Below are 15,718 nucleotides of genomic sequence, written 5' to 3'. Positions count from 1 at the left end.
AATAGTTAAAAGAAGAAGCATAAGGAAAGGGTAACCACCTTTTTATATGCTTCTTCTCCAACTTTTAAGGGAAATCATGCCTTAATCAATTGTAAGCACTTTATATGGAAGAGTTTCCAATTGATTAGGGCATGAAAATAGTGGCTGAGCGAGAAACCGTCCCTAAATTATAAAAAGGTAAATATTTCGAATTCAATAGAGCTAATTGTAAATAAATGATTTCGTAATATAAAAAGGAGGAAAATTATGGAGTATGTAGTGGAAATGTTAAACATAACAAAAGAATTTCCTGGGATAAAAGCGAATGACGATATTACACTACGATTGAAAAAAGGGGAAGTTCACGCTCTTTTAGGGGAAAATGGAGCTGGGAAATCAACTTTAATGTCCGTCCTTTTTGGAATGTATACACCTGAAAAAGGTTCGATCAAAGTTAGAGGCAAAGAAGTAAAAATTTCGAACCCAAATGTTGCAAATGAACTTGGAATAGGTATGGTTCATCAACATTTTAAATTAGTTGCCAACTTTACAGTTACTGAAAATATCATATTAGGACTTGAGCCGAAAAAAGGTCTTGTTGTCGATATTAAAACTGCAGCTAAACGTATTGAAGAACTTTCAAAAACTTATGGTTTAAACGTAGATCCATATGCAAAAATCGAAGATATATCAGTAGGTATGCAACAAAGGGTTGAAATTCTTAAAACATTATATCGAAACGCTGAAGTATTAATTTTAGATGAGCCTACAGCGGTTTTAACACCTCAAGAAATCCAAGAATTAATGAAAATTATTAAGAATTTAATTGATGAAGGTAAGTCGATCATCATTATTACACATAAGTTAAAAGAGATTAAAGCTGTTGCTGATCAATGCACAGTTATAAGACATGGTAAATATATTGGGACAGTTGATGTTAAACAAACATCTGAGGCTGAAATGGCATCAATGATGGTCGGACGTCAGGTCTCTTTTAAAGTAGATAAAGTTCAAGCTACACCAGGTGAAGTAGTTCTTGATGTAAATAACTTAAGTGTAAAAAATAATAAAAAAGTTCTTGGCTTAAAAAATGCTTCACTACAAGTAAGAGCTGGTGAAATTGTCGGAATTGCCGGAGTTGAAGGAAATGGACAATCTGAACTAGTTGAAGCAATCACTGGACTTAGAGCAATTGAAGAGGGAAGTATCAAATTAAAAGGTCAAGATATAACGAAAGATAGCATCCGTCAACGAATTCATAGCGGAATTGCACACATTCCTGAAGATAGACAAAAAAGAGGACTAGTTCTTGAATATACAATCGAAGAAAACGTGGTTTTAGAAATTTATAATCAAGAGCCGTTTTCAAAATTTGGAATTCTTGATAAAGCAGCAATAGCAAAACATGCTAAAAAAATTATTGAAGAATTCGATGTTCGTTCAGGTGAAGGAGCTAAAACGGTTGTTGAATCAATGTCTGGTGGTAATCAGCAAAAAGCTATTATCGGCCGAGAAATTGAGCTTAAACCCGAATTATTAATTGCTTGTCAGCCAACACGTGGTTTAGATGTAGGTTCAATCGAGTATATTCATAAAAGATTAATTGAACAAAGAGATAGTGGAAAAGCTGTTCTTTTAATTTCTTTAGAGCTTGATGAAGTTTTAAATCTTTCAGATCGTATCGCGATTGTTAATGCTGGAGAAGTTATTGACATTGTTAACGCAAAAGATACAAATGAAGATGAATTAGGGCTTATGATGGCTGGTATAAAGCGAGGTGAAGGGGCATGAAAAAGGGAGGAATAATTTCTTTAATTGCCATATTATTAGGTTTACTAGCTGGAGCATTACTTATTTTATTAACTGGTAATGATCCAGTTGAAGGATTTACTTATTTATTTAAAGGCGGCTTACAAGATGCAGAACGTATCGGTAATACGTTAGCTACTGCTACCCCGTTAATTTTAACAGGTCTTTCTGTTGCATTTGCATTTAGAACAGGACTATTTAACATCGGTGCTTCTGGACAAATGTTATTCGGTGGATTTTGTGCTTCTGCGATTGGGTTAACAGTCGATTTACCAACTATTATTTTAGTTCCATTGATGGTTGTTATTGCATTTATTGCAGGTGGATTATGGGCATTTATCCCTGGATTATTAAAAGCTAAATTTAATGTTCACGAAGTTGTATCAACGATTATGATGAACTGGATCGCCTATTGGACGATTTATTATTTAGTTCCAAAATACTTTAAAGGTAATACAGAGACTGAATCTAAAATTCTACCTGATTCTGCAACATTAAAAATGCACTGGTTAGCTGATTTGTTCGGTGGATCATATATAAATTTCGGTTTATTTATTGCTGCAATTATGGTAATTGTAATCGCATTTATCATTAATCGCACAGTATTAGGTTATGAACTTAAAGCTGTAGGATTTAACCGAAGTGCTGCAGAATATGCTGGTATTTCTGTTAATCGAAATGTTATTTTATCAATGATGATTTCAGGTGGATTAGCGGGTCTTGCTGGTGTCGTTCAGTATGCAGGTAATGCTCAATTAATTCAAATTGGTGTATTACCAACTGAAGGATTCGACGGAATTGCAGTTGCATTATTAGGTATGAACACGCCAATCGGTGTCTTCTTCTCAGCAATTTTCTTTGGTCTGCTATATTCAGGTAAAGGCTTTATGAGTGCAATGACTTCAATACCGCCAGAAATTGCTGACGTTATTATTGCAATCATTATTTATTTCGCTGCAACAAGTATTTTAATTAAAAAGGTAATTGATCGTGTTGGCAAAGCACGTAAGTATAAGAAAGAAGCAGTAGACAGCAAAGATGGAGAGAAGGTGAAATAAGGCGATGGATTTAATCTTACAAATATTCCCATATGCAATTGCCTATACGATTCCTTTATTAATCGTAGCGTTAGGTGGACTATTTTCTGAACGAAGTGGTGTAGTAAATATAGGTTTAGAAGGTTTAATGGTTGTCGGTGGATTTTCGAGTGCATTAACAATCTCAAAATTACAAGAAACACATCCAACTGAATCTTGGGTGATCTGGGTAGGTCTTCTTGTTGCTATGCTTGCAGGTGCCTTATTCTCATTATTACACGCATTTGCAAGTATTAACTTAAATGCAGACCAAGTTATTAGCGGTATCGCAATTAACATGATCGCTGGTGCTTTAACAGTATTCTTAGCTAGAAATATTACTGGTTCAGGTAATATTCGTGTAAACGGTATGATTCGTAGTGACATTCCAGGACTAAGTAAAATTCCAATCATTGGGGATTTATTCTTTAAAAATGCTTACTCAACAACTTGGTTAGTTTTGATTATATTAATCATTAGTACATTTGTTCTTTATAAAACTAGATTTGGATTACGTTTACGTGCATGTGGCGAATATCCTCAAGCGGCAGATGCAGCTGGTATTAATGTATACCGTATCCGTTACTTAGGTGTTATCATTTCTGGAGCGTTCTCTGGTTTAGGTGGAGCAATTATTTTAGTTACGTATTCAGGTGAATTTACAGGTAGTGTGGCAGGTTTAGGTTTCCTTGCAATCGCAGCCTTAATATTTGGACAATGGAGACCTCTAGGTATTTTAGCTGCGACTCTATTCTTCGGAGTTGCAACAACAATTGCTAACGTTTCTCAAGTAATTCCAAGCTTGGCGCAAATTCCGCCATTAGCTTTAAAATTATTCCCTTACGTTGTAACTTTAATTGCTTTAGTATTATTCTCTAAAACTTCTCAAGCACCAAAATCTGTTGGTGTGGCGTATGAAAAAGGAAAACGTTAATAATTTTCGAAAGAAGCTTCCTAAATTTTTAGGAAGCTTCTTTTTTTATTTTTGAATGAAGATTTTTGGGTAAACTAAGCAGTAGGTTTTATTTTTGGTAAAATTAGAGATACAATGAAGATATTGGAAATAAATATGAATATGTGATAACTGTCTAAGGAGGGTTAAATGTGAATTTGTTACAGTATAAAAATAGTGAAATTAATGGAATCCAGCTACATGTCATCACAACTGAAAAATTCAAAACGAATTCAATTACGTTAAAGGTTCGTGGGAAACTTGAAGAGGATACAATTTCATTCAGAGGGATTTTACCTTATGTGTTACAAAGTGGTACAGAGGAACTGCCAACCAATGGTGAAATTAGAAGAAAACTTGAAGAATTATATGGCGCAACTTTTTTTGTAGATGTATCAAAAAAAGGGGACTATCATGTCATGTCATTTTCAATAGATATTGCGAATGAAAAATATCTTTCAAATCAAAATGCTTTATTAAATGAAGCGATTTCTTTAATCGCATCTATTTGGCAAAATCCATTTAAAGAAAGTGGAACATTTTCTGCTAAGCATGTTGAGACACAAAAAAGAACTCAAGTTCAACGCATTCAATCAATAAATGATGATAAATTGAAATATGCAAATCAACGATTAGTTGAAGAAATGTTTAAAAATGATCCATATGCTTTATTAGCCAATGGAAAAACTGAAGATGTAAAATCAATTACTCCAGATGCACTATATAATTACTATGAGAAGTCTTTAAAAGAAGATTTAATTGATTTATATATCGTAGGAGATGTTTCTTTTGATCAATGCCAAAAGCTAGTTGAGGAGAATTTTAAAAGTACAGGTGTGGAACAAAAACGATTCTCTACAATAAAAGCTAAGCCGATTGAATCACCACAAGAAATAATTGAAGAACAAAAATTAAATCAAGCTAAATTACACATAGGGTATACAACTGATATCTCGATTCAAGATCCTGACTATTTTGCACTTCAAGTATTTAATGGACTGTTCGGCGGATACTCACATTCAAAATTATTTATCAATGTACGTGAGAAAAATAGCCTAGCATACTATGCTGCTTCTCGCTTTGAAAGCCATAAATCCATATTGATGGTTATGTCTGGGATAGCAAATGAGAATTTTAAAAAAGCAACTACGATTATTGCTGAGCAACTTGAAGAAATGAGAAAAGGTAATTTTACAGAGGACGATATTGCTCAAACAAAATTAGTTATTAAAAATAGTTTATTAGAAGGTATGGATACTGCTTTTGGTATTATTGAGACGCTATTTAATGATCATGCTGCAGGAAATGAACGTGCAATAGAAGAATGGATTCCTGAAATTGAAAAAGTGACGAAGGAAGAAATTGTGAATGTTGCTAAGAAAATTAAATTGCATACAACTTACTTCTTGAAAGGTCAGGAGGGAGCATAATGGAGAAAAAGTATTTTGAACAACTAAATGAAACACTTTACTTTGAACAGTTTGAAAATGGATTAAAAGTATATATATTACCAAAGCAAGGATATAACAAAACTTATGCGACCTTTACTACTAAATACGGATCAATTGATTCAGAGTTTATTCCCCTTGGAAAGGAAGAAAAATTAGTCGTTCCAGATGGGATCGCTCATTTTTTAGAGCATAAACTATTTGAGAAAAAAGATGGCGATGTTTTTCAGGTTTTTAGTAAGCAAGGTGCATCATCAAATGCATTTACAAGTTTCACTAGAACTGCCTATTTATTTTCAGCAACAAACAACGTTGAACAAAACTTAATTACATTATTAGATTTTGTTCAGGATCCGTATTTTTCCGATCAAAGTGTTGAAAAGGAAAAAGGGATTATTGGTCAGGAAATCAAAATGTACGAAGATAATCCTGATTGGAGACAGTATTTTGGCATGATTGCCTCACTATATGGTAAACATCCAGTAAGAACGGATATTGCTGGAACAGTCGAATCAATTTCAAAAATCACAAAAGAACTACTATATACTTGTTATGAAACGTTTTATCATCCGAGTAATATGTTATTTTTCGTGGTAGGTCCTGTTGACCCAGAAGAAACAATGAAAATGATTAAAGACAATCAATCGAAAAAAACATTTAAGGATGCAACAGAAATTAAACGCTTTTTCCCAGAAGAGACAGCATCATCTTTTGAGAAGAAAAAAGTATTACATATGAATGTACAATCTTCAAAAGTTTTAGTTGGCGTGAAAGATTTCGCAGCACCAAAAGAAGGGGATACCCTGTTAAAACATGAACTGACGGTTTCAATTTTACTTGATTATTTATTTGGTAAAGGATCAAATACTTATCAAGATATGTATGAAGATGGATTAATTGATGATACATTCTCATATGACTATTCAGCTGAAAATGGATTTGCCTTTGCGATAATAGGAGGGGATTCAGCTGAACCTGAAAAACTTTCTGCAAAAATTAAAGAAATATTATTGGATTCAAAAAATATTCAATGGGAAAAAGAAATTGTCGATCGAGTAGTGAAAAAGAAAATTGGAGGATTCCTTCGTTCTCTAAACTCACCTGAATATATTGCAAATCAATTTACACGTTACGCATTTTTAGATATGAATTTATTTGACATAGTAAGTGTGCTACAATCTATTAATGTAGAGGATTTAAAAGCAGCTGCTAGTCAATTATTAAATGAAGACTATATGAGTGAATTCTTCGTTCTTCCTCATTAAACTAGTGAGCATCCTTTTAGGATGCTTTTTATTTGAAATTGAGAATATTGAATGATAGAAGACTTACAAGTGGAGAATATAAGAATGAGAAAACGAGTTTTGGTTATTGGGGCAAGTGGAGATATCGGTTTATCTATTTGCAAAAAATTAATTGAAGAAAAATATCATGTTATTGCACATTATAATAGTAAAGTTGATCCATTGACTGAATTGTTCAATTTAGCAATTGATTATCAAGTTGATTGCCAAGTTGTACAAGCTGATTTATCGAGTGAAAAAGGTGTAGAAATATTAACTTCACAAATTAATACTGAAATAGATTCGATCGTATACGCTTCAGGTTTTTCAGTTTTTGGATTGATTACTGATGTAAGTAATGAGGAAATAGATATGTTAACACAACTACATATAAAAAGTTTAATTAAAGTGATTAATCATTACATTCCAAATATGGTTTTACGTAAAACTGGTAGTATTGTTGTAATTTCCTCAATATGGGGTCAAATTGGTGCCTCATGTGAAGTACTATACTCTACTACAAAAGGTGCCCAAAACGCTTATGTAATGTCCCTTGCGAAAGAGTTAGGTCCAAGTGGAATTAGAGTGAATGCAGTGGCTCCTGGAGCAGTAAAAACAAGTATGTTAAATTCTTTTAGTGAAGATGACCTAGAAGCCATTGCTGAAGAAATTCCGTTAAATAGATTAGCAATTCCAAATGAAATTGCTAATACAGTATCATTCCTAATTTCCGAACAATCTTCCTATGTAACTGGCCAAATAATTGGAGTAAACGGTGGTTGGCACACCTCATAATAATGTTAACACTCGAAAGTTTGCTATTTCACATATTTTACCTTTTCTATTAAGGTAAAATCGTTTATTATAAAAGGTAGAGTAAAAGTAGTTATATAATAGGGGGTATTAGTATGCAATTAGTCGAATGGTATTTTGAATATGAAATACACAAGAATCGCCCTGGACTACTTGGAGATATAGCTTCACTTATTGGTATGTTGGGGATAAATATTTTGACAATTAATGGTGTCGACACGATGAGACGTGGGATGCTATTAGGTTGTGAAAACGATGATCAAATTACTAGATTTGAATCAATTTTAAATACAATGGACAATATAACAATAATTAAATTAAGAAAACCAACACTTCGAGATCGTCTAGCAGTTAGACACGGTACGTATATTCAACGCGATGAAGACGATAAAAAGACATTTCGTTTCGTTCGTGATGATTTAGGAATGTTAGTCGATTTTATGGCTGAGCTTTTTAAAATGCCAGGTCATAAGTTAATTGGTATCCGAGGAATGCCACGTGTCGGTAAAACTGAATCAATTGTTGCGGCAAGCGTTTGTGCAAATAAGCGTTGGTTATTCGTCTCATCGACGTTAATTAAACAAACATTAAGAAGTCAATTGATAGAAGATGAATATAATTCAGATAATGTATTTATTATTGATGGAATTCTATCGCATAGAAGAGCTAATGAGCAACATTGGCAGTTAGTTCGTGAAATTATGGCAATGTCCTCTGTTAAGGTGGTCGAACATCCTGATGTGTTTGTACAACAAACAGAATATTCTTTAGATGATTTTGATTACATAATAGAATTAAGAAATGATGAAAATGAAGAAATTAAATATGAACTAGTAGACCAAATGGATAAAAATGGACCGAACTCGTTCACAATGTTTGATTTTTAAAGTTAGTTGGGGTGTGACTTGTGACAGAATTAGGAAAAATATTACGTGAAGCAAGAGAAGCGAAAAACTTATCAATTGATGATGTTCAAGAATTAACAAAAATTCAAAAACGTTATCTTGAAGCAATTGAATCTGGGAATTATGATATATTGCCTGGTCAATTTTATGTACGTGCGTTTATTAGACAATATGCTGAAACAGTTGGTGTTGATGTTTCAAGTTTATTAATTGAGAAGCCAGCAGTGGAAGAATCGAGTGAATCTTCTGCAATTCCTGATGAAGTAAAACATGAAGAAATTCCGAGCAGAGCAACAAAGCTTAAGGAACCTTTAGGTGTAAATGTTAAATCATCAAGAATAATGGATTACTTACCGAAAATTTTAATTGCTATACTAATTATCGGTATTTGTATCGCAATTTATATGATGTTTCCATCAAAAAATAAAACAAATAACTCCACCAACACTAATCAATCTAATGCAAGTTCAGAAATTGAAAAACCTGAAAATAATGCTTTAGATCAAGCGAAGGACGATCAAAAAGATACTGAAGTACCTAAAGATGAAGATACTAAGGTAGAGCCTACTCAAAAGATTACTGTTGATTCTGCTGAAGGGAAACGTACAACTGTTTCTTTAACTGGTACAGATGTGTTTAAATTAGAAGTTATTTCTAATGGTGAAAGTTATGTGGATATTAAAAATCCTAGCGGAAAAATGTTTTACAGTGGAATTTTAAAGCAAGGTCAAACTCAATCATTTGACTTTACTGATGAAAATGAAGTAACTGTAAATATAGGTGCTTCTCATAATGTTGAACTACATATCAATGATGAAGTATTCCAATTCCCAGTTAGTCCAACAGAAGCTGTTCATCAATATATTACGATTAAAAATTTAAAAATGAATCAATAGTCATCTTCAAGATGGCTTTTATTCATTTATCATAAATTGCTTCATTTTTTAGAATGTTTTGGAGGTTTTTAGAATGAATTTACCAAATAAGATTACAGTTTCAAGGGTATGTTTGATCCCGTTATTTATGATTGTTGTTTTAATAGACTTTGGATGGGGTAATGTTACATTACTTGGTGATTCGATACCTGTTAATCACTTAGTAGGTGCAGCGATTTTCATAATAGCGTCTGTAACAGATTTTATCGATGGGTATTATGCACGTAAGTATAATTTAGTGACGAACTTTGGGAAGTTTTTAGATCCATTAGCAGATAAATTACTAGTATCATCTGCTTTAATTATTTTAACAGATTTTCACTATGTTCCTGCATGGATTACAATTGTTATTATTAGTAGAGAATTTGCAGTTACTGGATTACGAATGATTCTAGCTGGTTCAGGTGAAGTACACGCTGCAGCAATGCTAGGTAAAATTAAAACATGGGCCCAAATCGTAGCAATATCAGCTTATTTTCTACATGATTTCCCATTAAACTTTTTACCATTTTCTATTGCTGATGTAGCACTATGGGTTGCATTATTTTATACTGTTTATTCAGGTTGGGATTATTTCTATAAAAATAGAGACGTTCTTATTAAATCAATGTAATTAGATTTAGTTAAGAATAGGAGGAAATGAGATGAAAAGAGCTGAAATAATAGCTGTTGGAACAGAGCTACTATTAGGACAAATTGCAAATACAAATGCGCAATTTCTAGCTAAACATTTATCAACCCTAGGATATCACCATCATTTCCAAACAGTAGTTGGAGACAATTCTGATCGCTTAAAACATGCATTAGAAGTGGCTTCATCTAGGAGTGACCTAATTATTCTAACAGGTGGGTTAGGTCCAACGAAGGATGATTTAACGAAAGAAGTAGTTTCGGAATTTGTTGGTGAAACACTCGTTTATCATGAACCATCTTTACAGTTTATCGAGCAGTACTTTATAAAAGTTAATCGTCCTATGACAGAGAATAATAAAAAACAAGCATTAGTCATTAATCATTCTCATGTATTAGTTAATAAAAATGGTATGGCTCCAGGAATGGTTTATGAAAGTGAAAATAAACAATTCGTGTTGTTGCCTGGACCACCAAAAGAAATGATTCCGATGGTTGAGAATGAGTTAATTCCTTATTTCTTAATAGGTAAAGAAATGAACACAATAGTATCAAAAGAACTTAAGTTTTTTGGTATAGGAGAATCGATTCTTGAAACTAAGATATTAGATATTCTCGAAACCCAATCTAATCCGACAATTGCCCCGTTGGCAAGTGAAGGTGAAGTTATGCTTCGTATCACAGCCAGTGCAAGTAATGAACTAGAAGCTGATAGATTAATTGAAAAGGCTGAACATGCAATTCGCGAACGCGTTGGACAATTTATTTATGGAACAACCGGAGAAAATCTATTTATCGTTTTATCAAAAAAATTGAAAGAATTAAATCTAACAATTTCTGCTGCTGAAAGTTTGACTGGTGGATTATTTAGTAAAAGAATGACTGATATTCCTGGTAATTCTTCTATTTTTTCCGGAAGTATAGTGTGCTACTCTAATGAAATGAAACAAAACTTATTAAATGTTCAATCTGAGCTTCTTGCTAATTATGGTGCAGTTAGTGAGGAATGTGCTAAATCATTAGTAGAAAACATGCAAGTTTTAGCAAAAAGCAATATTTCGATTAGTTTTACTGGAGAAGCTGGACCTTCAACTTTAGAAAATGTGCCAGTGGGTAAAGTATACATTGGTATTAAAATTGGTGATTCGGAACCTGTTATTAAAGAATATCAATTTAGTGGAACAAGAGAACAAATACGATTATCATCCGTCAAAAATGGTGCAAGCTTATTAATTAAATTAATTAATGAAAGTCAAGACTTATAAAACGTAACTTCATATTTTATAATTAAAAAGCTCGGTAAATTAGCCGAGTTTTTTTAATTTTATAGATTATAGTTTAATAGAAAATGTGTTTTATAGTAGAAAAAATACGAAACAAGCGTTTCTATTCTTCAAAAAACAACTTTAATTAAGAAAAATATCGAATAAACGTTCTATTTTTTTGTTGGCAAACGAACAAAAAACAGTTATTATATATTTAAGAGATAAATGTAATCCTGAGGAGGAATATTAATGAGTGATCGTCAAGCTGCGTTAGAAATGGCTTTAAAACAAATAGAAAAACAATTCGGTAAAGGTTCGATTATGAAGCTTGGTGAACAAACTGACCGTCGAATTTCAACTATTTCTAGTGGATCGTTAGCACTAGATATAGCATTAGGTGTTGGTGGATATCCAAGAGGCCGAATCGTTGAAATATATGGCCCTGAGAGTTCTGGTAAAACAACTGTTGCATTACATGCCATTGCTGAAGTTCAAGCTCAAGGTGGACAAGCAGCATTTATTGATGCGGAACATGCATTAGACCCAATCTATGCACAAAAATTAGGTGTAAATATTGATGAGTTACTATTATCACAGCCAGATACTGGTGAACAAGCGCTTGAAATTTGTGAAGCTTTAGTACGTAGTGGTGCGATTGATATTATCGTAGTAGACTCTGTAGCAGCATTAGTTCCAAAAGCTGAAATTGAAGGTGAAATGGGAGATGCTCACGTTGGTTTACAAGCCCGTTTAATGTCTCAAGCATTACGTAAGCTTTCTGGTGCAATCAATAAATCAAAAACAATTACAATCTTTATCAACCAAATTCGTGAAAAAGTTGGCGTTATGTTTGGTAACCCTGAAACAACTCCAGGTGGACGTGCATTAAAATTCTATTCATCTGTTCGTTTAGAAGTGCGTCGTGCTGAACAATTGAAACAAGGTAATGATATTGTTGGTAACAAAACAAAAATTAAGGTTGTTAAGAATAAAGTAGCACCTCCGTTCAGACAAGCAGAGGTGGATATTATGTACGGAGAAGGTATCTCTAAAGAAGGCGAGATTTTAGACATCGGTTCTGATTTAGATATCGTTCTTAAGAGTGGGGCATGGTATTCATATAATGAAGAGCGTCTTGGTCAAGGACGTGAAAATGCTAAAATATTCTTAAAAGAAAATAAAGATATCCGTGATACTGTTAAAGCCTCTATTCGTGAGCACTATAGCTTAGACAAACCAGTTACTGTGCCTGAAGATGAAGAAGATCAATTCTCTTTATTAGACGAATAATCTTATTCTGAACAAATAATGTTATACTAAATCTTAATAGTTTAAACGTAGAATGCGAGTGCTTTTTAAAGCACTCGCTTTTTTAATAATAAGCTATGCAATATTTTGAAGAAATTTATAGAAATATAATGAAAAAGATCAAATAAACTTACCTTCGTCCACTAAAAAGAGAGTGAAAACTCTAGATGATCTGAAAATGTACTTTAACAGACCTTTATAAAAATGGTTTATTCAATAAGTTAATAAGGTTTTTAAAACATCCTGTCTTAATGGATGCATGACCCACATCATGTGGGCCCAGGCTCATTGCACGCCCCAAAGAAATCGAGCATTCTGGAGTGGAAATCGACGTATTACTTTTTTTATTGGAACAAAGTTTACGAAAACAGCGATTTTATAAAAAAACATGTCATAAAGTGCCGTTGTAATTTAATAAAAATAAACAAAGTTTGCATAAAATTTTCATTCTTATGTATGAAATCTAGTAAAAATGTAATAAATATTGATAAATCAAGCAAGTAAGCGATTTACAATGCTTGACATCATTTGGTAAGAGATTTAATATTTAAGTGTATATTCTAAAAAAATATTACTTCGAAATGAAATTTTGAAATTAAATGTGCTGTATGTTGATGCAATTATTAATAACAATATACAAGCCGACAAAAATGAAACTAATTAAATAGCAAGAGGAGGTGAAATCATGGGTGCAAAAGAAATAATTTTGATCATCTTCGTATTGCTTGCCACATTCGGAGTCGGTTACGTTGTTGGATTTTTTGTTCGTAAGTCCATTGCAGAAGCTAAAATTAATGGCGCAACTAATCATGCAAATCATATTATTGAAGATGCTAAACGTGATTCAGAAACAATTAAAAAAGAGGCTTTATTGGAAGCAAAGGACCAAATTTTCAAAATTCGTACAGATGCGGAGAACGAAATTCGAGATCGTCGTAGTGAAATACAGAAGCAAGAAAATCGTTTAATGCAAAAAGAAGAGAATCTAGACCGTAAAGATGATGGACTTTCAAAACGTGAGTCTGTTCTTGAAAGAAAAGAAGATTCTCTTGTATTGAAACAACAGCAGATAGAAGAACTGGAAAGCAAAATAGAGGGATTAATTGCTGCTCAACAAGACGAGTTAGAAAGAATTTCTAGCTTAAATCGTGAAGAAGCAAGACAATTAATACTTACTAAAGTCGAAAATGAACTATCCCATGAAACAGCAATACTAGTAAAAGAAACAGAAGCTCGTGCGAAAGAAGAAGCTGATAAAAAAGCGAAGGATATTTTATCATTAGCAATCCAACGTTGTGCAGCAGATCATGTTGCTGAAACAACCGTATCAGTTGTAAATCTTCCAAATGATGAAATGAAAGGGCGAATAATCGGTCGTGAAGGTCGAAATATTCGTACTTTAGAAACATTAACAGGTATTGATTTAATAATTGATGATACGCCTGAAGCAGTTATACTATCAGGTTTTGATCCAATTCGTCGAGAAACAGCGCGAATTGCATTAGATAAATTAGTACAAGATGGTCGTATACATCCAGCAAGAATTGAAGAAATGGTCGAAAAATCAAGACGTGAAGTAGATGAGTACATACGTGAAGTAGGAGAACAAACTACTTTTGAAGTTGGTGTTCATGGAATTCATCCAGACTTAATTAAAATATTAGGTCGTCTGAAATTTAGAACTAGTTATGGTCAAAATGTGTTAAAACATTCTATGGAAGTAGCTAATTTAGCAGGTTTAATGGCAGCTGAGCTCGGAGAAGATGTAAAGCTAGCCAAACGTGCAGGTCTTCTTCATGACATTGGTAAAGCAATCGATCATGAAGTAGAAGGAAGTCATGTTGAAATCGGTGTAGAATTAGCAACGAAGTATAAAGAACACCCAGTTGTTATAAATAGTATTGCATCTCACCATGGAGATACTGCACCAACGTCAATTATTGCAGTACTTGTGGCTGCTGCAGATGCATTATCGGCTGCAAGACCAGGAGCTCGAAGCGAAACTTTAGAAAACTATATTCGTCGTTTAGAAAAACTTGAAGAGATTTCTGAATCGTATGAAGGTGTTGAAAAATCTTTCGCAATTCAAGCAGGTCGTGAAGTGCGTATCATGGTTAAACCTGATACGATTGATGATTTACAAGCTCATAGGCTTGCGAGAGATATTAGAAAACGTATTGAAGATGAGCTGGATTATCCAGGTCATATAAAAGTAACGGTTATTCGTGAAACTCGAGCAGTAGAGTACGCAAAATAAAGTGGTTAATACCACTTTATTTTCTTTTTATCAGAAATAATGGATTATTTTAAAAATTTCGGCTCCTTCTAAATCATTCTGAACTTATCTTAGTTGAACGATAAAGATATAAGTTTGAGAATGTGATAGGTAAGGGGCCTTTCATATTTTGGGTAATATAAGTGTAAGTATTTGCATTAACTACTATCTAGTAAATGCAAACTGGAAGGAAGTAAAGCGATGAGAATTATGTTTATAGGCGATGTTGTAGGGTCTAATGGAAGAGATATGGTTAAGTCTCATATTCAATCATTAAAACGTGAATTTTCACCATCAGTGACAATCATTAACGGTGAAAATGCAGCGCATGGTAAAGGAATCAACGAGAAGATTTATCGTGAATTTTTAGAATTAGGGGCACAAGCTGTTACACTTGGTAATCATGCTTGGGATAAAAAAGAAATCTTTGAATTCATCGACGATGCAAAATATTTAGTTAGACCAGCGAACTATCCAGAAGGAACACCAGGAAAAGGTCTAGTTTTTCTAAACTTTAATGATGTAGAAATAGCAGTCATTAATTTACAAGGAAGAACATTCCTGCCCCCAATTGATTGCCCGTTTAAAAAAGCAGATGAACTGATTAAGATAGCTAAAAAAAGAACAAATATCATTTTTGTGGATTTTCATGCTGAAGCAACTAGTGAAAAAATTGCAATGGGTTGGTATTTAGATGGTAGAGTTACTGCAGTTGTAGGTACACATACGCATGTTCAAACAGCTGATGAACGTGTATTACCAGATGGCACAGCTTTTATTACGGATGTAGGAATGACAGGACCATATGATGGCGTACTTGGTGTAACAAAAGAGGCTGTACTAAAAAAATTCTTAACGAATCTACCAGTTCGCTTTGATGTAGATGAAGGAAGAGGTCAGCTTAGCGGTGTTATTATTGAGCTAGATAAAAATAGTGGACTTGCTAAATCGATTAAAAGAATTCAAATAAATGATGATCGTCAAAGCTTATTATCATAATTAAATGAATAGTAAAAATTTTTAAAAAACTTTAAAAAATT

At 33.2% G+C, this 15,718-nt stretch carries 13 protein-coding genes; all 13 read left to right on the top strand.

Translation table 11 applies throughout. The features are described from left to right. Window positions 1-246: 246 nt before the first annotated feature. The gene (locus tag B7R65_RS02495) at window positions 247-1,770 is read left to right on the top strand and encodes an ABC transporter ATP-binding protein (RefSeq protein WP_088041166.1); all 1,524 of its coding nucleotides are present in this window, start codon (window positions 247-249) and stop codon (window positions 1,768-1,770) included. Continuing rightward, on the top strand, window positions 1,767-2,846 hold the full coding sequence (locus tag B7R65_RS02490) for an ABC transporter permease (protein ID WP_088041165.1): 1,080 nt from the start codon (window positions 1,767-1,769) through the stop codon (window positions 2,844-2,846). Before B7R65_RS02495 ends, B7R65_RS02490 begins: the two co-directional genes overlap by 4 nt. 4 nt (window positions 2,847-2,850) lie before the next feature. Further along, window positions 2,851-3,798, top strand: coding sequence for an ABC transporter permease (locus tag B7R65_RS02485; protein WP_088041164.1), 948 nt, complete (start codon window positions 2,851-2,853; stop codon window positions 3,796-3,798). Window positions 3,799-3,968: 170 nt separating this feature from the next. Next, window positions 3,969-5,246: an EF-P 5-aminopentanol modification-associated protein YfmF gene (gene yfmF / locus B7R65_RS02480; RefSeq protein ID WP_088041163.1), complete on the top strand. Its 1,278-nt coding sequence runs from the start codon at window positions 3,969-3,971 to the stop codon at window positions 5,244-5,246. Continuing rightward, entirely contained in the window at window positions 5,246-6,529 is a 1,284-nt protein-coding gene (yfmH, locus tag B7R65_RS02475) for an EF-P 5-aminopentanol modification-associated protein YfmH (protein ID WP_088041162.1), read from the top strand. The genes yfmF and yfmH overlap by 1 nt, the downstream gene beginning before the upstream one ends. An 84-nt stretch (window positions 6,530-6,613) precedes the next feature. Further along, on the top strand, window positions 6,614-7,342 hold the full coding sequence (gene ymfI / locus B7R65_RS02470) for an elongation factor P 5-aminopentanone reductase (protein WP_088041161.1): 729 nt from the start codon (window positions 6,614-6,616) through the stop codon (window positions 7,340-7,342). Window positions 7,343-7,455: 113 nt separating this feature from the next. Further along, window positions 7,456-8,247, top strand: coding sequence for a DUF3388 domain-containing protein (locus tag B7R65_RS02465; RefSeq protein ID WP_088041160.1), 792 nt, complete (start codon window positions 7,456-7,458; stop codon window positions 8,245-8,247). A gap of 20 nt (window positions 8,248-8,267) precedes the next feature. Beyond that, on the top strand, window positions 8,268-9,161 hold the full coding sequence (locus B7R65_RS02460; RefSeq protein ID WP_088041159.1) for a helix-turn-helix domain-containing protein: 894 nt from the start codon (window positions 8,268-8,270) through the stop codon (window positions 9,159-9,161). Between the two features lie 73 nt (window positions 9,162-9,234). Beyond that, window positions 9,235-9,813, top strand: coding sequence for a CDP-diacylglycerol--glycerol-3-phosphate 3-phosphatidyltransferase (pgsA, locus tag B7R65_RS02455; RefSeq protein WP_088041158.1), 579 nt, complete (start codon window positions 9,235-9,237; stop codon window positions 9,811-9,813). 31 nt (window positions 9,814-9,844) lie between these two features. Further along, complete coding sequence (locus B7R65_RS02450) at window positions 9,845-11,095, top strand: competence/damage-inducible protein A (protein ID WP_088041157.1); 1,251 nt, start codon at window positions 9,845-9,847, stop codon at window positions 11,093-11,095. Between the two features lie 249 nt (window positions 11,096-11,344). Beyond that, entirely contained in the window at window positions 11,345-12,385 is a 1,041-nt protein-coding gene (recA, locus tag B7R65_RS02445) for a recombinase RecA (RefSeq protein WP_088041156.1), read from the top strand. A gap of 703 nt (window positions 12,386-13,088) precedes the next feature. Next, a complete protein-coding gene (rny, locus tag B7R65_RS02440) occupies window positions 13,089-14,660 on the top strand; it encodes a ribonuclease Y (protein ID WP_088041155.1) in 1,572 nt (523 codons plus the stop codon). 219 nt (window positions 14,661-14,879) lie between these two features. Beyond that, window positions 14,880-15,677 carry a TIGR00282 family metallophosphoesterase gene (locus B7R65_RS02435; RefSeq protein ID WP_088041154.1) on the top strand — a complete coding sequence of 266 codons (798 nt, stop codon included), beginning with the start codon at window positions 14,880-14,882 and terminating at the stop codon, window positions 15,675-15,677. The last annotated feature ends 41 nt before the right edge of the window (window positions 15,678-15,718 follow it).

This window comes from Bacillus sp. EAC, assembly GCF_002156875.1.
GTDB lineage: Bacteria > Bacillota > Bacilli > Bacillales > Bacillaceae_G > Gottfriedia.
This window is presented reverse-complemented; position numbering and strand designations above follow the sequence as displayed.